Annotated in this window: 17 protein-coding genes, 4 tRNA genes and 1 pseudogene; 10 read left to right on the plus strand and 12 right to left on the minus strand. The window is 38.5% G+C overall.

What is annotated here, in order from left to right:
* The 4 genes and pseudogenes from ubiF to QZ562_RS13170 form a co-directional block, all read left to right on the plus strand.
* Window positions 1-186: pseudogene (gene ubiF / locus QZ562_RS13155) on the plus strand (2-octaprenyl-3-methyl-6-methoxy-1,4-benzoquinol hydroxylase); the annotation flags it as partial.
* A gap of 52 nt (window positions 187-238) precedes the next feature.
* Entirely contained in the window at window positions 239-415 is a 177-nt protein-coding gene (locus tag QZ562_RS13160; RefSeq protein WP_293760807.1) for a hypothetical protein, read from the plus strand.
* Window positions 416-470: 55 nt separating this feature from the next.
* Window positions 471-1,484 carry a ribosome biogenesis GTPase YlqF gene (gene ylqF, locus QZ562_RS13165; RefSeq protein ID WP_293760809.1) on the plus strand — a complete coding sequence of 338 codons (1,014 nt, stop codon included), beginning with the start codon at window positions 471-473 and terminating at the stop codon, window positions 1,482-1,484.
* A 25-nt stretch (window positions 1,485-1,509) separates the two neighbouring features.
* Window positions 1,510-1,914: a YkgJ family cysteine cluster protein gene (locus QZ562_RS13170; protein WP_293760812.1), complete on the plus strand. Its 405-nt coding sequence runs from the start codon at window positions 1,510-1,512 to the stop codon at window positions 1,912-1,914.
* Here QZ562_RS13170 and QZ562_RS13175 read toward each other — a convergent pair.
* The gene (locus tag QZ562_RS13175; protein ID WP_293760814.1) at window positions 1,911-2,489 is read right to left on the minus strand and encodes a TetR/AcrR family transcriptional regulator; all 579 of its coding nucleotides are present in this window, start codon (window positions 2,487-2,489) and stop codon (window positions 1,911-1,913) included. The two genes, QZ562_RS13170 and QZ562_RS13175, sit on opposite strands and share 4 nt — an antisense overlap.
* A gap of 119 nt (window positions 2,490-2,608) precedes the next feature.
* Here QZ562_RS13175 and QZ562_RS13180 point away from each other — a divergent pair, with 119 nt between their 5' ends.
* Entirely contained in the window at window positions 2,609-3,157 is a 549-nt protein-coding gene (locus QZ562_RS13180) for a carboxymuconolactone decarboxylase family protein (protein WP_293760817.1), read from the plus strand.
* A 73-nt stretch (window positions 3,158-3,230) separates the two neighbouring features.
* On the opposite strand, the gene QZ562_RS13185 is transcribed toward QZ562_RS13180, so the two are convergent.
* The 5 genes from QZ562_RS13185 to QZ562_RS13205 all read right to left on the minus strand — a co-directional run bounded on the left by QZ562_RS13185 (window position 3,231) and on the right by QZ562_RS13205 (window position 5,270).
* Complete coding sequence (locus QZ562_RS13185) at window positions 3,231-4,637, minus strand: alanine/glycine:cation symporter family protein (protein WP_293760819.1); 1,407 nt, start codon at window positions 4,635-4,637, stop codon at window positions 3,231-3,233.
* Between the two features lie 191 nt (window positions 4,638-4,828).
* Window positions 4,829-4,903: transfer RNA gene (locus tag QZ562_RS13190), tRNA-Gln, on the minus strand.
* Between the two features lie 100 nt (window positions 4,904-5,003).
* A tRNA-Gln gene (locus QZ562_RS13195) sits at window positions 5,004-5,078 on the minus strand.
* A gap of 4 nt (window positions 5,079-5,082) precedes the next feature.
* Window positions 5,083-5,167 (minus strand) — tRNA-Leu (locus QZ562_RS13200).
* A 26-nt stretch (window positions 5,168-5,193) separates the two neighbouring features.
* A tRNA-Met gene (locus QZ562_RS13205) sits at window positions 5,194-5,270 on the minus strand.
* A 364-nt stretch (window positions 5,271-5,634) separates the two neighbouring features.
* Between QZ562_RS13205 and QZ562_RS13210 the strand changes: the two genes are divergently transcribed.
* Window positions 5,635-5,973, plus strand: coding sequence for a type II toxin-antitoxin system HicB family antitoxin (locus QZ562_RS13210; RefSeq protein ID WP_293760822.1), 339 nt, complete (start codon window positions 5,635-5,637; stop codon window positions 5,971-5,973).
* Between the two features lie 118 nt (window positions 5,974-6,091).
* Here the strand turns inward: QZ562_RS13210 and ychF are convergent, their stop codons facing one another.
* From ychF to lolB, 6 genes are all read right to left on the minus strand, one after another.
* Window positions 6,092-7,183, minus strand: a complete 1,092-nt coding sequence (ychF, locus tag QZ562_RS13215; RefSeq protein WP_293760824.1) for a redox-regulated ATPase YchF — start codon at window positions 7,181-7,183, stop codon at window positions 6,092-6,094.
* A gap of 66 nt (window positions 7,184-7,249) precedes the next feature.
* Entirely contained in the window at window positions 7,250-7,849 is a 600-nt protein-coding gene (gene pth / locus QZ562_RS13220) for an aminoacyl-tRNA hydrolase (protein ID WP_293760827.1), read from the minus strand.
* A gap of 5 nt (window positions 7,850-7,854) precedes the next feature.
* Window positions 7,855-8,487 carry a 50S ribosomal protein L25/general stress protein Ctc gene (locus QZ562_RS13225; protein ID WP_293760829.1) on the minus strand — a complete coding sequence of 211 codons (633 nt, stop codon included), beginning with the start codon at window positions 8,485-8,487 and terminating at the stop codon, window positions 7,855-7,857.
* A gap of 221 nt (window positions 8,488-8,708) precedes the next feature.
* Window positions 8,709-9,656, minus strand: coding sequence for a ribose-phosphate pyrophosphokinase (locus QZ562_RS13230; RefSeq protein WP_293760832.1), 948 nt, complete (start codon window positions 9,654-9,656; stop codon window positions 8,709-8,711).
* Between the two features lie 546 nt (window positions 9,657-10,202).
* A complete protein-coding gene (gene ispE / locus QZ562_RS13235; RefSeq protein ID WP_293760835.1) occupies window positions 10,203-11,072 on the minus strand; it encodes a 4-(cytidine 5'-diphospho)-2-C-methyl-D-erythritol kinase in 870 nt (289 codons plus the stop codon).
* On the minus strand, window positions 11,065-11,676 hold the full coding sequence (lolB, locus tag QZ562_RS13240; protein WP_293760838.1) for a lipoprotein insertase outer membrane protein LolB: 612 nt from the start codon (window positions 11,674-11,676) through the stop codon (window positions 11,065-11,067). The genes ispE and lolB overlap by 8 nt, the downstream gene beginning before the upstream one ends.
* Window positions 11,677-11,822: 146 nt before the next feature.
* Here lolB and hemA point away from each other — a divergent pair, with 146 nt between their 5' ends.
* From hemA to QZ562_RS13260, 4 genes are all read left to right on the plus strand, one after another.
* Window positions 11,823-13,085: a glutamyl-tRNA reductase gene (gene hemA, locus QZ562_RS13245; RefSeq protein WP_293760850.1), complete on the plus strand. Its 1,263-nt coding sequence runs from the start codon at window positions 11,823-11,825 to the stop codon at window positions 13,083-13,085.
* 30 nt (window positions 13,086-13,115) lie between these two features.
* A complete protein-coding gene (prfA, locus tag QZ562_RS13250) occupies window positions 13,116-14,201 on the plus strand; it encodes a peptide chain release factor 1 (protein ID WP_293760841.1) in 1,086 nt (361 codons plus the stop codon).
* A gap of 15 nt (window positions 14,202-14,216) precedes the next feature.
* Window positions 14,217-15,080, plus strand: a complete 864-nt coding sequence (prmC, locus tag QZ562_RS13255) for a peptide chain release factor N(5)-glutamine methyltransferase (RefSeq protein ID WP_293760844.1) — start codon at window positions 14,217-14,219, stop codon at window positions 15,078-15,080.
* 160 nt (window positions 15,081-15,240) lie between these two features.
* Window positions 15,241-16,788 (plus strand): DUF3369 domain-containing protein, encoded by a 1,548-nt coding sequence (locus tag QZ562_RS13260; protein WP_293760847.1) that lies wholly within the window; start codon window positions 15,241-15,243, stop codon window positions 16,786-16,788.
* Window positions 16,789-16,966 lie beyond the last annotated feature (178 nt).

Consider the following 16,966-nt stretch of genomic DNA (forward strand, 5'->3'; position numbering starts at 1 on the left):
AAACAATACGAAGAAAATCGTCGTCGAGATAATTTAATCATGATGAGTGCCATGGATTTGTTATATTCATTATTTAGCAACAGTAATATGCCATTCACATTGTTACGTAACCTAGGCCTAAAGTTGGCAAATAATGCAGGTCCAATAAAAAATAACGCTATGAAATATGCAATGGGTTTGGCATAAAATTCTAGTTTTTTAAAACACTAACAAATCCCAATAGAAAGGTAGGTAGTAGATGGCAGTATTAATTATTTTAGCCGTATTGTTTATTGCTCTAATTGTTGTCGTTCCATTGATTGAGCGTTCTAAATTTAGAATGTCGGGCGAACAAATGGGTCAGTTGGGTCGCTGGATATTACCTTTGTTGGTGGTTATGGTGATCATTCAATTGGTTATGCACTACGCTAATTAAAGCACTTACCTTCCAAATATTTCACTTTATCTATTAGATTAAATAGGCAGATTAAATGGCAGTTCATTGGTATCCCGGGCATATGCACAAAGCTCAAAAAGAAATAAAAGAGGCGTTGCCACAAGTTGATGTACTAATTGAAGTGCTTGATGCACGTATTCCCTATTCTAGCGAAAACCCGATGATTGCTCAGCTACGAGGTGACAAGCCCTGTATCAAGGTTTTGAGTAAAACTGACCTTGCTGATCCAGATGTTACCGCCGCATGGCAGGAATTTCTTGAGCGTGAAAGAGCGGTTAAAACCTTTACTTCAACAACTGAAGAGCCAGCCAAGATGAAACAAATCTTGGAGTTATGCAGAAAAATGTTGCCCGAAAAAGATGCCAGTGTTAAGCCTATACATACTATGATTGTCGGGATTCCGAATGTAGGTAAGTCAACTCTGATCAATATTCTAGCGGAACGTGTCATTGCTAAAACGGGTAACGAAGCAGCTGTTACTAAAACCCAACAACGGATTAATTTAGGCAATGGTATTACCTTGTTCGATACCCCAGGCATATTGTGGCCAAAATTAGAGAACCCAAATAGTGGTTATCGATTGGCCTCCACTGGTGCAATTAAAGACACTGCTATGGAATATGATGATGTTGGTTTTTTTGCTGCAGATTATTTAATTAGGGCCTACCCAGAATTACTTAAAACACGTTTTGAGCTAGAGCATATACCTAACACTGAAATTGAGTTTTTGGAACTTGCAGCAGCTCGACGTGGCGCTTTAATGACAGGGGGAAGGGTGAACCTGCATAAAATATGTGAAGTATTTATTAATGAACTGCGATCTGGAAAGCTTGGCCGTATAAGCCTCGAAACACCCCAGATGATTGAACTAGAGGTGATAGAGATGGCTGCAGTAGCGGCTAAAAAAGCTGCTGATAAAGTCGATCGCAAAGAGCGCTTTAAGACTGGCTCATTAACGCCTGATAAAAAAGATCGAAAAGAAAAACGCGAAAACGACAGGGCAGAACAGTCACAGCGTATGAAAAAGCAATCAAATCGAAGGAAATAATGACCCTACATAGGATGTTGACCTGATGCAGGATTGTAATTCTTGTGGTAAGTGCTGTGTTAAATACAGCAATGGTGATTTGTCTGCATCAGATCAAGACATTGATATGTGGGAACTGTTTAAGCCTGATATCGCTGCGTATGTAAAAAAGGGCTTGATTTGGTTTTCACCACAAAGCGGTAAACAACTATCTTTGTGCCCTTTTTTGCGAGAAACCAAAAACACAGACGAGCCATCAAAGTCAGTGTATACCTGTGACATCTACTACGACCGGCCTGAGGACTGCCGTTTTTACCCAGTGACGGTTAAACAAATGATTAATGATGAATGTGAGATGTTACAACAAGGAGATTTATTGAACCCCAAACAAGCACAAAAAGACTTAGATCATTTGTTATCTGACAGCCGCCCAGCATTTGATAAAAGTTAAGAAGGTTGTCTAAATGTAGAAAATATATGTTCAATCATTAAAGTAATATCCTGCTGTTCCGCGCAGTTCTTTGAATAGATCACCAAACCCATAATTTGCATTTGTAGCCATTTACCTAACTGTTCAGTGTTGGCTGTTTGGCTTAATAATTTAAGTTGTTGTGCCTGAGTAAATAGTTCTGTAAATTTTTGTTGAATTTTTTGTAAGCCTGACAATGCATGAGTGTGTAATGTAGGTTGACTTGTTTCTGACTCAGATACCGTCTTGACCAACAAACAAATCCTACAGTTTTCTAGTTTGCCATTAACAAGAATAAAATCACTGACAAAGTATTTTAATGCTTCAAGTGGATGAGTCACCGAACGGTTATATTCATCTATTTTATTTAGACTTTGTTCTACGTAACAATTTAATACTTGTAAAAATAACGCTTCTTTGCTTCCAAACCCCGCATAAATACTACCAGGACGCATGTCCAGATGCTCTTGTAAATCACGCATCTTAGTCCCTTGATAGCCTTTTTGCCAAAAAAGTTCAGTGGCTTTGTTTAATACCTCGGCATGATTGTACTTCAAAATAAACGACCTCATAACTGGACTTGAACAGTTGTTCAAACTTAGCTTGAACAAACGTTCAAGTCCAGTTATATTATTTCTTTGCCATCTATTAATTATTATTAATAAAAGAGAGAAATATGAGTAACTTTGAATTGTATAACTTGGAAACCGCCCCGGAAGCTGCAAAACCTTTATTGGAAAAATCAATAAAAGGTTTTGGTATGCTGCCTAATCTCCACGCCATTATGGCTGAGTCACCAGCTTTGCTGGACGCATATCAAAAGCTACATGAATTGGCGCAAAATGCATCCTTCGATAAAGATGAGCTGACTGTTGTGTGGCAAACTATTAATGTTGAACATGGCTGCCATTATTGTGTACCCGCACATACTGCTATCGCTAATATGATGAGCGTCGATGCAGAAATAACAGAAGCTTTGCGTAATCAATCACCTCTTAAGTCGGTTAAATTAGAAACCTTGCGCGATACAACTCTGCTAATGGTCAGAAACAGAGGTATCGTAGAGCAGGCTGATATAGATACATTTTATACTGCAGGTTTTAATAAACAAAACTTACTTGATATAGTGCTTATTCTGGCACAAAAAGTGATGAGTAATTTTACTAATCACTTGGCCGAGACACCCGTTGATGATGCATTCCAGACATTTTCTTGGAGTAAGTAACACAATGTAGGATTTTATTTGATAAAAAGGGGCATAATTAGCCCCTTTTTATTATACATTCTAAGTTATGTAGCTAATCCCAAATTCCTTTTTTTGATTTACCCTGTATTTCACAATCACCAGATTTGTAACTAATTTTTTTGCCACTATCTCGTTTGGCAAAATAGTCCTTACTAATGGAAACGATAGTGGGGGTCATTAATACTAGTGCGGTAATATTTATCACTGTCATCAGACCTAATGCCATATCTGCCATCGCCCACACTTCAGGCAATGCAGCCATAGAACCCCATAGGATCATCAATAAATAGCCCACTGTATAGGCTGTTCGGCCTAATTTATTATCTAGTTTAAACATGTGAAGGTTACTTTCCCCGTAAGCATAGTTTGCAACAACTGAAGTAAACGCAAATAAGCTGATGGCTGCAGCGACAAAATCCCCTCCGACTTCACCTAAGTGTGAGCTCATAGCGTCTTGAGTCAAGCGAATACCCTCCATGCCTTCACCTGATGCACCACCAGCTAATAAGATAACAATTGCTGAACACGTGCATAAGATCATAGTGTCGATAAACACACCCAGCATCTGCACATATCCTTGCGACACAGGATGATTAGGGTTAGGCGTAGCGCTTGCAGCGGCATGAGGTACACTACCTGATCCTGCTTCGTTAGAATATAATCCACGTTGCACACCGTGTTTAAATGCTGCGCCCATTGCACCAGCGCCAGCTTCTTGTAAACCGAATGCTGAGCTAATAATGTCCCACAACATTGCTGGTACTAATTGAATATTTAGAAAAGTAATCGCTAAAGTTACCATTACATAGGTTACAGCCATAAAAGGTACGACCCATTCGGCGAATTTAGCGATAGCACGTAAACCACCCATAACAATCAACCCGGCAAAGACAATAATAACCAAGCCCGAATAAAGGGTAGGGATGTCGTAAGCATGATTTAGCGCGTCAGTAATAGTATTGGCTTGTACTGCACTAAAAATAAAGCCGTAGCCTAAAAATAAAAACAACGAAAATATGACAGCTAACCAACGCTTGTTTAAGCCCTGTTGAATATAATAAGCGGGCCCACCGCGGTATTCTCCATTTGTATCTTTAACTTTATAAAGTTGTCCAAGCACACTTTCTGCAAAGCCAGTAGCCATGCCAAGAAGTGCAATAACCCACATCCAGAAAATAGCACCAGAGCCACCTAGTGAAATTGCGACAGCAACTCCTGCAAGGTTACCTGTGCCCACTCTGGCGGATAAACTGGTACATAACGCTTGAAACGAGCTTATACCTGCTTTATCGCTTTGGGTACTGCCTTTCATTACTGAAAACATATGGCCAAAATGTCGAATTTGAATAAAACCTAATTTTACTGAGAACCACACACCCGCTGCTATCAACATGTAGATCAATATCTGACCGTTACCCCAAAGAATGTTGTTAATAAAAGCGACAATTTCGTTAATCAAGATTTGACTCACAAGTGTTTAAATACATGTTGGAAGTTTGCCGTTTAATGGCATTTAAGTCTAGGGTACAAAGTGAATCGATAAAAACAAAAATGCCAAGCATTAGCTTGGCATTTTTTTACTACAACTATAAATCTACAAATCAGCTTATAACAGCTCTTAAACTAAATGGCATATTTATAATCTAAATATGGCTGGGGTAGATGGACTCGAACCAACGAATGACGGGATCAAAACCCGTTGCCTTACCACTTGGCTATACCCCAATGGACTTATTTACTAAAGATATAAAATACCCTAAAGAAAGGTACAAAACATATTTATCACAAACTGTGCTAGTAATTGGTCTAATTACTCACAGTAAAATGGCTGGGGTAGATGGACTCGAACCAACGAATGACGGGATCAAAACCCGTTGCCTTACCACTTGGCTATACCCCAACAATGGTGCGGAAGGAGAGACTCGAACTCTCACGCCGTGAAGCACTGGAACCTAAATCCAGCGTGTCTACCAATTCCACCACTCCCGCATACCTTTATCCTAACAAGATAAAAGTGGTGGCTACAGCGGGACTCGAACCTGCGACCCCATCATTATGAGTGATGTGCTCTAACCAGCTGAGCTATGTAGCCACTAATCACTCCGTCTCCGAAGTGGCGCGTATTATGCTGATCTAGCTTTTTCTCGTCAACCGTTTTATGACATAAAATGTCTGTTTGGTTAGATACTAGGCAAGAAGGTGTAGTTTTGTTTATATGTTAGTCAATATGATATCATTTAGTGATGTCATCTATGCCTTGGTTTAAATTAAATCGTATATTTTAAGTTAGATCTTCTGATCTGATTAGATGAAAAAATATTTTTTATCGTGTTGACCATTAAGATGTTTGAAGGATTACATCCCAAAAGTTTGCTATTTGGTATTAGAATCAAGAAAAATAATACATAACATCTAAAATGTTGGCTAACTTTTATCAAACAATTAGGAGTAACAATATGAGTAGTAATTCATTATTTTATAAAAGTTATGCGGCGCGGATTGAGTTTAATGCTGAAAATGACTACTTTGTTGGTCATATAGTGGGAATTACCGATAAAATAGAATTCTTTGCTGACAATGTATCTGATTTAAAATTAGCCTTTGTAAAAGCAATAGAAGATTATTTAAAAACTTGTAAGAAAGTCGGTAAGGATCCGACAAAATATTATTCTGGAAAATTAATGCTACGTATGCTGCCGGAAGTGCATAAAGCAATCGCGAAGACTGCTCAACTTAGTGGTATGAGTATTAATCAATGGGCAGCGCAAGTACTCAGTAAAGAAGCTATTGCATAAGAATAAAACGATGATGTTGTTTATAATTTTTTGGTAATGACACAAAGCAATTAACAAAGAAAATATTTCGGATGTAAAATATAAAACACCCGCATTGTCGAGCGGGCATTTAAATAATTTATACATTAAACCTAAAGTGGATCACATCACCATCTTTTACTATGTATTCTTTTCCTTCTAGACGCCATTTACCTGCGTCTTTGGCACCTTGTTCGCCATTAAAAGCAACAAAGTTATCATAACCAATGATTTCAGCACGAATGAAACCTTTTTCAAAATCTGTATGAATGATCCCTGCCGTCTGGGGTGCTGTGGAGCCCTCTGGGAAAGTCCATGCACGTACTTCTTGAACGCCAGCTGTGAAATAGGTTTGTAGTGTTAGTAGTTCGTAACCACAACGAATGACGCGGTTTAGACCAGGTTCTTCTAGCCCCATATCCGCCATGAATTCGGCTTTTTCTTCTTCGTCTAGTTCACCAATTTCAGATTCCATTTCAGCACAAACGGCAACGACTACTGCACCTTCTGCCGCAGCAATTTCACGTACTTTGTCTAAATATGGATTATTCTCAAAACCATCATCATTCACATTCGCAATATACATGGTTGGTTTTAGCGTTAAAAAATTCATGTAGCTGATAAGTTTTAATTCATCTTTATCTAGCTCGACTGAACGTAATAATTCACCCGCATCTAAATGAGGTTTGATTTTTTCTAATACTTTGAGCTCAGATTTAGCATCTGCATCACCACTTTTTGCTCTTTTTGCAACTCTATGTAGTGCTTTTTCCGTTGTCTCTAAATCAGATAATGCCAATTCTGTATTGATAATTTCAATATCATCTTGGGGACTGATCTTGCCTGAGACATGAACTATATTATCATCATCAAAACAACGTACAACATGACCTATTGCATCTGTTTCACGAATATTAGCTAAAAATTTATTTCCTAAACCTTCGCCTTTGGATGCACCTTCCACTAAGCCTGCGATATCAACAAATTCCATGGTGGTTGGAATTGTGCGTTTAGGATTAACGATTGCTGCAAGTTTGTCTAAGCGTAAATCGGGCACAGGAACAACTCCCGTATTAGGTTCAATAGTACAAAATGGGAAGTTAGCCGCTTCAATACCAGCCTTAGTTAAGGCGTTGAAAAGTGTCGATTTGCCGACGTTTGGTAAACCGACTATGCCGCATTTAAAACCCATTTTTTTTTCCTTTTAATTTTATAAATGAACTGACGTAATCCGTCATTCTTAATTTCTTGTGAATTGTCAATCCGCCTTAAACGAATGCAGGCGATTCATGGCTTTTTTGAGGTCGTCTTTGACTAATATTTCAAGACAACGGGTAGCTTCATCAATAGCATCCTCGATTTGCTGCTGTTCTTTTTGAGGTGCTTTGCCTAATACATGACCGGTAACGCGATTTTTATCGCCAGGATGGCCGATACCAATACGCAAACGCAAAAAATCTTTTTGATTGCCCAAGCTACTCACAATGTCACGAATTCCGTTTTGACTCGAACTACCACCCGTTTTAAATTTGGTAACCCCTGGTGGGAGATCCAATTCGTCAAACGCGACTAATAGGCCAGATATTGGAATGCGATAAAAATTTGCAATTGCTGCAACAGATTGTCCGCTTTTATTCATGAAAGTAGTAGGAATGAGAAGCCTTATATCTCGCCCAGCAATGGAGACACGACCAGTATAGCCATAAAATTTATTTTCTAGTTTTAGGGAGCAATTGTAAATTTTAGCAAGTGACTCAACAAACCATGTTCCAGCATTGTGGCGGGTATGCTGGTACTCAGGGCCTGGATTACCCAGGCCCACAATTAGGCTGATATGCTCTAATTGTTTATCAGACAAGCAACTTATTCCGAAGCTTCGTCTGCTTCAGCTGCATCGCCTTCAACTTTAGGACCCTTTGCTAGTTTAACTGTAACAACAGCCAAATCATGCGTTTCGCCTTTATTTAGCTCAACTAAAGTTACGCCTTTAGGTAATACTAAATCAGTTAAATGAACCGTTTGATCTAGGTCAACATTCATCAAATCAACTTCGATAAACTCAGGCAGGTCACCTGGTAAACAACTAACTTCTACATCGACCATGTGATGCTCAGCATGGCCACCGTTTAGTTTGATTGATTCAGCATTTTCTTCGTTCAAGAAGTGCAACGGTACGTTCGTTTGTAATGCTTTTTTCGCGTCAACACGTAAAAAATCAAGGTGCATAACAAGAGGTCTAAACGCATGACGTTGCATGTCTTTAACCAATACTTCTACTTTCTCTTCACCAATATTCAATGTAAGAACATGAGAATAAAACGCTTCAAAGCCTTGAGCTTGGAAAACTTTATTGTGGTTAAGAGTCAAAGAAACGGCTTCTTTGTTCGCTCCGTATAAGACAGCAGGTACTTTTTCAGCGTGACGTAGGCGGCGGCTCGCACCTTTCCCTAAATCAGTGCGGATTTCTGCATCTAGTGTGAAAATTCCTTCAGACATTGAGGTAACTCCAATAATAGTAAAATGTGTGTAAATTTTTGCGACCAAAATTTACGTTAAATAGCTAATTGACTGCCATGAGGCAACAACTTGACTACATCCCTAAAAAAGGGCGGCGAATATTAACACCACATTCCAACAGAAACAATAAAGTTGTGAACTATTTAGTAATAAAAAAGCGGCTTTTAAAAGCCGCTTTTAAAGGAATAATAATTACCAGACTAGTACTCAAACATGGCTGAAATGGACTCTTCATTACTGACTCTTCGAATAGCTTCAGCAAGCATATTTGATAAAGTAAGTTGTTTGACTTTGGGTATGGCTTTAATCTCATCGCGCAGAGGTATGCTGTCTGTAACAATAATTTCATCAATCACAGAGTCACGTAAATTTTGTGCAGCATTGCCCGAGAATATAGCGTGTGTTGCGTAAGCATAAACATTTCTGGCACCATGTGCTTTTAATGCCTCTGCCGCTTTTGCCAAAGTGCCACCAGTATCGATCATGTCATCAACAATGATACAATCGCGGTCTTGAACATCACCTATTATATGCATTACTTGGGCGACATTAGCCTTGGGCCGACGCTTGTCGATAATTGCCAAGTCGGTATCGTTCATCAACTTAGCCAACGCTCTAGCTCGGACCACACCACCAATATCTGGAGATACTACAACCGGGTTATGAAAATCACGTTGACGCATATCGTCTAACAAAATCGGTGTACCAAAAGCATTATCCACTGGTACGTCAAAGAATCCTTGAATTTGTTCGGCGTGCAAATCGATAGTTAAAACACGATCAACACCCACATTTGACAAAAAATCGGCAACGACTTTAGCTGTTATAGGTACTCTGGCTGAACGCACTCTTCTGTCTTGTCGTGCATACCCAAAATAAGGAATAACAGCAGTAATTCGTCCCGCGGATGCTCGACGAAATGCATCGATCATTACAATCAATTCCATTAAATTGTCGTTAGTTGGTGCACAAGTTGATTGGATAATAAATACATCTGAGCCACGTACATTTTCGTGAATTTCTACACTGATTTCCCCATCGCTAAAACGTCCAACACTCGCGTGTCCTAGCTTGGTGTAAAGCCTATCAGCTACTTTTTGGGCCAATTCAGGTACTGCATTTCCAGAGAAAATCTTCATATCCGGCACGGTAATATCCTCAGTGCTTATTAATTAGCTGGGGCTGTTTGTTTTGAACCTATTTATAGTACGGTTCAAATAATGCTGCCTCAACATGTATCGCTTTAAAATTGGCTGGAGTAGATAAATTTGAATCAACGAAATAGTCATTGATCAAAAATGCTGCCTCAACACGTATTACATAATAGTTTCTGAGATAAATATTTTTATCAACAGGGTGTCCACTGTCCAATAATACAACTTCAACATGTCCACCAAATTATGGCTGTAGTCACTGAGGTTGAAACAACGATATGAGCGCATAACAAGCTGGCTGCTCTAACAGCGACTTAAAATGGCTGGCTTAGCTGAATAAGAATCAACGAAGTTGTCGATGTTCATAACTCGCTTAACAAACAATTTTTAAATCTGCTGAGGCCATCAAATTTGTGCCGAAAGCAGTTGCGGGTAAAACTTGCCACCTCAGTATAATACAATAATAATTTGGCTGGGTAAGCTAGAGTAGTATCAACGAACCGCCGTTGAGCATTATCTATTGCCATACCCCAATTAAACTTAATATATTTGTGTTTGAAGCTTTATGTGTAAAGGGGATGTGTTAACCCCACTCGCAACAAAGCTTGTACTGCCTTGTGGTAATAAAGCCTGAACATCTAGCGCTTCCTTGCGATTTTCAAATATTGCAAAAACACATGCTCCAGTGCCGGTCATTCTCGACGGCGCGTATTCTAACAACCAGTGTAATGCTTTTGCAACATTCGGATAGTGTTTGCAGACTAATTCTTGGCAATCATTATGAGTGTTAGCAAAGCTATAATCGTTAAAATTAATTATTGCTGTATTTCTAGGCAACTCAAGCAATGAAAATATCTCAGCTGTGCATACATGGCTATCAGGAAACAATACTAAATAATTTTTTTCTGGGAGACTAACTTGCTGTAGTTTTTCACCTACACCTTCCGCAAAAGCTGTTTTTCCTTGAATGAAAATAGGTACATCCGCACCCAGAGTTAAGCCTAGTGTTGATAAGTTTGTGTCAGATAATTGACAATTCCATAACTTATTTAGAACTAGCAAAGTGGTTGCTGCATTTGATGAGCCACCACCAATACCACCGCCCATTGGCAAACGTTTTTTAAGATGAATATCACAACCCAAATTATGGGATGGGTTATTTGGCAAACTTTGCTTCAATAACAAAGCAGCTTTGATTATTAAATTATCATTGTCAGCGACCCCTTCAATGGGGTCCACTAATTTAATTTCATTAGAATAATTGACTTCAAAAGCAAGCTCATCACCGTAGTCAAGTACTTGGAATAAGCTTTGTAATTGATGGTAACCGTTTTTGTATCGGCCGTTAATGTGCAAAAATAAGTTTAGTTTGGCTGGGCTTGGCCACCAGTCCAAAGGTTGTTTACTCATGCAATTCCCATTTATTAACACGGATTATCAGTTGATTGTTGTTATTTTGTAATAACACTTTATGAGGCAACCATATACCGTCTACTAATTTATAATTGTCATAGTTAATTAACCAATTTTTGCACTTATTACACATAGGTTGCAATTGGTTGATCCAACCTTGACTACTGATCAGCACCTTATCGTTCTTTTGATGTTGTCCTTTTATCCATAGACGTAATTTTTCTACAGGTATTTGCCAACCTGTTACCCGCCAAATTAAATAACTAGGGTCAGAGTCTTGATAAATTTCATCATCAGTGGTCAAAGTGACGCCTTTTTTATCACCCTTCAAATTAAGTAGTGAGGTACCAATAATAGATGTCAAATTAAGCTGATATTGTTGTTGGTTTTGTTGCCACCTAAAATTAGCACTTTGATTTTTTTCAGAATTTCTAAAACCTATCTTACCTTTTATCAACCAACTTTCTTGTTGTTTCAACGATAACTGATGAACAGTCGAATTTAAACTGACCGTCGGTTTGGATAGGGTGCCACAACCCGCCAGAAAAAAAACAAGGATAAATATACATAAAGTTTGTTTTTTTAAGTAATAAGTTGGCATCACAATTTCAATAACGCTCTATAATAATAAAATCGATTAAGGTAATAGGAACATACAAGTGACATTGCTTTCAATAGTTTTACCTTTTGCGTACAATGCGGCCATTAAATCGGCCTAACCCATATTGTAGCTTACCTAATCATTCCATGACCCTAATTGCTTTTGGTATTAACCATAAAACAGCCCCAATTGAATTGCGTGAAAAAATAGCGTTTTCACCTGATGCAATAGTGAAGGCGCTGGCATCCTTACGGCAAGAGACAGGCGCTGTTGAGTCTGTGATTTTGTCAACTTGTAATAGAACCGAGATTTATGCACAACTTGATGACACACAGACAAATTATATTTCTACTTGGCTTGCTAATTTTCATGGTGTACAACCCAAAGAATTAAAAGACAACAGCTATCTGTATACTGACCAACAAGCCGTTAATCACATTATGCGCGTGGCCTGTGGGTTAGACTCCATGATGTTAGGTGAGCCACAAATTTTGGGGCAAGTTAAGCAAGCATTCACTGATGCCAAAAATTCTGGTGTTATCAAAGGAGATTTCGAAAGGCTGTTCCAACATACTTTCTCGGTAGCCAAAAGAGTACGTAGTGAAACAGATATTGGCGCTAATGCAGTTTCTGTTGCCTATGCATCGGTACAATTAGCCAAACATATCTTTTCATCGCTAGAGCAAAGTCGTGTGTTATTGATTGGCGCAGGTGAAACTATAGGTCTTGTGGCAAAACATTTGTTTGAACAAAATGTTAAATCGTTAACTGTTGCCAACCGCACGTTAGAAAGAGCTCGAGCTATTGCAGGCCCCTTAAATGCATCGGTTTTGACATTAGCGCAGATCCCTCAGCATTTAAAAGATGCAGACATCGTGATCAGTTCAACTGCCAGTCAATTACCTATTTTAGGTAAAGGTTTAGTGCAAAGTGCATTAAAAGAACGCAAACATAAACCCATTTTCTTAGTCGATTTGGCCGTGCCTCGAGATATCGAACCAGAGGTCGGTGAATTGGATGATGCTTATCTTTATACAGTAGATGATTTACAACAAATAGTAGAAAAAAACCTCGCCAATCGACAAGATGCTGCTGCCCTTGCTAACGAAATGGTGACGCAGCAGGTACAACAGTTTGTGCGTTGGCAGCAAAGCCAAGCGTCGATTGATGTGATAAAAGGTTTTCGCGATCAAAGTGAGTTGCAGCGTGATAACTTAGTCAGTAAAGCATTAAATCAGCTTGCGGACGGTAGAAATGCTGAACAAATTATAATTGAACTTGCTAACAAATTAACCAATAGCCTAATTCATGCACCTACTAAAGCTTTGAAAAATGCGGCTAGTGAACAAAACTCACAGCAGCTTGAATTACTTATAGATGCATTAGATCTAAAAAAATCAGATAATTAGCGGCTAAAATAGTCCGCACATGGAAATATAATGAAAGAATCAGTACAACGGAAACTTGAAGTATTAGATGATCGCTACGAAGAAGTGCAAGCTTTGCTGAGTGATGCTGAAGTCATCGCAGATCAAGACAGATACAGAGGTTTGACTAAAGAATATTCACAGTTAGAAGGTGTAGTGAAGTGTTTTCGTGACTATCAAAGTGCTCAGAAAGATTTTGAATCTGCGCAAGAAATGATGCAAGAAGACGACGCAGATATGCGTGAGATGGCTCAAGAAGAATATAAATCAGCTAAACAAAGTATCGAAGAATTTACTCAAGAATTACAGGTATTATTACTTCCTAAAGATCCTAATGACGAAAGTAATTGTTTTGTGGAGATACGTGCCGGTGCAGGAGGGGACGAAGCCGCTATCTTTGCAGGTGATTTATTTCGAATGTACAGTCGCTATGCTGAAAAACAAAACTGGAAAGTCGAATTAGTGACGTCTAATGAAGGCGATCACGGAGGCTATAAAGTTGTGATTGCTAATATCATTGGTGATGGGTCTTACGGGATTATGAAGTTTGAGTCAGGCGGGCATCGCGTTCAACGTGTACCTGATACTGAGTCGCAAGGGCGAATTCATACTTCAGCTTGCACTGTGGTAGTGATGCCTGAAGTCCCTGAATCTGAGACTATTGAAATCAATAAAGCCGATTTGAAAATTGATACCTTTAGAGCTTCAGGTGCCGGTGGTCAGCACGTTAATAAAACTGACTCTGCGATCCGTATTACTCACAATCCATCAGGAATAGTCGTGGAGTGCCAAGACGAACGTTCACAACATAAAAATCGTGCTAAAGCGATGGCTATATTACAGTCTCGATTGACACAATTAGAAGAAGATAAACGCCAAGCTGAAGAAACGTCTACACGCCGAAACCTAGTGGCCAGTGGTGACCGTTCAGAACGAATTCGTACTTATAACTTTCCACAAGGACGGGTTACCGATCATCGGATTAATTTAACTCTTTATTGTTTAGATGATGTGATTGCTGGTGAACTCAATGCCGTATTGGAACCTATTAGGCAAGAACATCAAGCTGATTTATTGTCCTCACTTTCTGATGAATAAACCGTTCTTGGCAATATGTTATTAACCATTGCTCAAGCATTGTCTTGGGCCAGAGAGCAGCTCAGTTCCCATAATGTAAGTGATGATGGCCTGCATGATTGTGCTGCAATTGACAGCAAAATTTTGTTGGCCGCATCTTTACAGCGAGAAGTTATTTATCTACACACTTGGCCTGAAAAGCGCCTAGATAAATTGCAGACAGAAATATTTAAACATTACATGTCACAAAGGATTTTAGGGCACCCGGTAGCGTATATTATTGGCTTCCGAGATTTTTGGACTTTACGTTTAAATGTATCTGCAGCCACTTTAATACCGCGTCCCGAAACTGAGTTGATAGTTGAAATATCTTTGTCTCTTGATTTGGCTAAATGTGCAAAAGTACTAGACTTGGGTACTGGCTCGGGCGCTATTGCATTGGCGTTGGCGAGTGAAAAACCTAATTGGTTAATAACTGGGTTAGATAAAATTGCCGAAGCGGTTATATTAGCTAAAGATAACGCCACCATTCATAAACTCGAACGAGTCAATTTTATTCAAAGTGACTGGTTTTCTGCCGTTGAGCATCAACAATTTAATCTAATAGTCACAAACCCGCCTTATATCGAAGACAATAACCGCTATTTACTTCAAGGTGATGTGCGTTTTGAGCCCAGCAGTGCCTTAACATCTGGCTCAGATGGTCTTGATGATATTCGTTTAATTGTTTCTCAAAGTAAGCACTACCTAGCTGCTGATGGATGGTTAGTTATTGAACATGGTTATCAGCAAAGTGACCCGATAAGAGATATTTTAACTGCACATGGTTTTATTCAAATTCGAAACGAATATGACCTAAATGGTTTTCCACGTGTTTCTTTAGGGAAAGTAGAAAAATAAGGAACATTAATTTTTTATTATTGTTTTATATTGGACTATGCTGGCAGTTGACTTGTTTTATTATAAAGTTGTTCGACAAATAAGCTTTTACTTTGCAAAGTTGTAACTATTTAAAAAACTATTTGACCATTATCGAGTCGTTATTCTATAGGAAAGTGTTATGTCTGACGAAATTTTGTTTGCAGAAGATACTGACGAAGAAATTGAGTTACAGGGTAAGTGGAAAGTATTGATCGTTGATGATGAGCCAGAAGTGCACGCAGTGACTAAGCTAGCTCTCGGAGATTTTGTGTTCCAAGAAAAGGACCTTGAATTTATTAGTGCGTTTGATGGTGAAGAAGCAAGAAGAATGTTCCTTCAACATGAAAACATAGCAGTGGTACTTCTTGATGTTGTTATGGAGACTGATGACGCAGGTTTAAAAGTAGCAGAATTTATTAGAAACGAAGCGAATAACCATTTTACCCGAATTATTTTACGCACAGGCCAACCAGGTCAAGCTCCAGAACGTGATGTAATCATTAATTACGATATTAATGATTATAAATCTAAGACTGAGCTGACTTCTCAAAAACTATTTACGGTAGTCCTTGCCGCTCTTCGATCTTATCGAGATATTATTGTTATTGAAGAAAATAGACAAGGTTTAGAAAAAATAATTTTGGCATCCGCCAACTTATTTAGCTTTCATTCTTTAGAAAGTTTTATTCGAGGTATTTTACAACAACTGGCTTCTTTGTTGGGGGGCACCCAAGATACTGCATACTTAACCTCAGCTGTTGTTGGTCCAAAGCCTATTGAACAATATAATTCTTCGGAGCTATTTGTGTTCACGGGTAAAGGAGAATATGCAAATACAGAAGGTAAAAGGCTTGAGCAAGTGATCGATGGGAAAGAGTTAATTTCTTGTCAGCAAGCTTATGTAAATAAATCTATCATATTTGAAGACGAGTATTTGGTGGCCTATTGTGGTGGTAAAACGAAGAAAGGTTCACTGCTTTATATGTCTGGCTTACCAAGAAAATTGACAAAATCAGATGAAAATTTAGTCGACATGTTTTCTCGAAATGTGCAGGTCGCATTTGATAACGTGCTGTTAAAAAAGGATGTTGAAGATACACAACAGGAAATTATTGAGCAACTAGCAGATATAATAGGAACAAGTTACGGTAGTAAAAATCATACACAACGTATGGTCAAAATTTGTGATGTTTTAGGCCGTGCAGCCAAACTTTCTAAAGAAGATTTAAAAACCTTATGTCTGGCTGTTCCCTTATATGATATTGGGAAAATTAGAATTTCAGAAAACATAATACTGAACCCTAGCAAACTTAATGAAGATGAAATGGTAGAAATTCGTCACCATGCAGAGATAGGTTATAACTTATTTAAAGATTCTAATCGTCCTCTGATTAAAACGGCTGCACTCATCGCTAGGGACCATCACGAGCACTGGAACGGAAAAGGTTATCCAAATGGTAAATCTGGGAGAAATATTCATATATTTTGCCGTATTACTGGCCTTGCTGACGCTTTTGATGCAATGCGAACCGAACGAAGTTATAAAAAAGCATGGCCATTGGAAAAAGTGATGGACATAATAGTGTCACAAAAAGGTCAGCAGTTTGATCCTAATATGGTTGAGCTTCTACAACAAAATATCGAAGAAATAGAAAATATAATACAAAGCTTTTCTAATAATAGTTAAATTATTTACCAACCAGAAAACCAAGATTTATAAATACTTTGATATTGTTAAATAATTTATAAACGTTGATTTATTTGATGGTGTAGCAATAGATTAATGACTTCCATTAGCGCTACCTAGTTAGATGTAAATATAAGATCCCAATTCAATTTACAACTGATTAGAGAGTCATCAGTTG

The sequence above is a fragment of the uncultured Paraglaciecola sp. genome (assembly GCF_913058035.1).
Classification (GTDB): domain Bacteria; phylum Pseudomonadota; class Gammaproteobacteria; order Enterobacterales; family Alteromonadaceae; genus Paraglaciecola.

Coding starts and splice junctions, on each gene's coding strand:
- QZ562_RS13160 (WP_293760807.1), top strand. CDS start 239: ATGGCAGTATTAATTATTTTAGCCGTATTGTTTATTGCTCTAATTGTT.
- ylqF (WP_293760809.1), top strand. CDS start 471: ATGGCAGTTCATTGGTATCCCGGGCATATGCACAAAGCTCAAAAAGAA.
- QZ562_RS13170 (WP_293760812.1), top strand. CDS start 1,510: ATGCAGGATTGTAATTCTTGTGGTAAGTGCTGTGTTAAATACAGCAAT.
- QZ562_RS13180 (WP_293760817.1), top strand. CDS start 2,609: ATGAGTAACTTTGAATTGTATAACTTGGAAACCGCCCCGGAAGCTGCA.
- QZ562_RS13210 (WP_293760822.1), top strand. CDS start 5,635: ATGAGTAGTAATTCATTATTTTATAAAAGTTATGCGGCGCGGATTGAG.
- ychF (WP_293760824.1), bottom strand. CDS start 7,183: ATGGGTTTTAAATGCGGCATAGTCGGTTTACCAAACGTCGGCAAATCG.
- QZ562_RS13225 (WP_293760829.1), bottom strand. CDS start 8,487: ATGTCTGAAGGAATTTTCACACTAGATGCAGAAATCCGCACTGATTTA.
- ispE (WP_293760835.1), bottom strand. CDS start 11,072: ATGAGTAAACAACCTTTGGACTGGTGGCCAAGCCCAGCCAAACTAAAC.
- lolB (WP_293760838.1), bottom strand. CDS start 11,676: ATGCCAACTTATTACTTAAAAAAACAAACTTTATGTATATTTATCCTT.
- hemA (WP_293760850.1), top strand. CDS start 11,823: ATGACCCTAATTGCTTTTGGTATTAACCATAAAACAGCCCCAATTGAA.
- prfA (WP_293760841.1), top strand. CDS start 13,116: ATGAAAGAATCAGTACAACGGAAACTTGAAGTATTAGATGATCGCTAC.
- prmC (WP_293760844.1), top strand. CDS start 14,217: ATGTTATTAACCATTGCTCAAGCATTGTCTTGGGCCAGAGAGCAGCTC.
- QZ562_RS13260 (WP_293760847.1), top strand. CDS start 15,241: ATGTCTGACGAAATTTTGTTTGCAGAAGATACTGACGAAGAAATTGAG.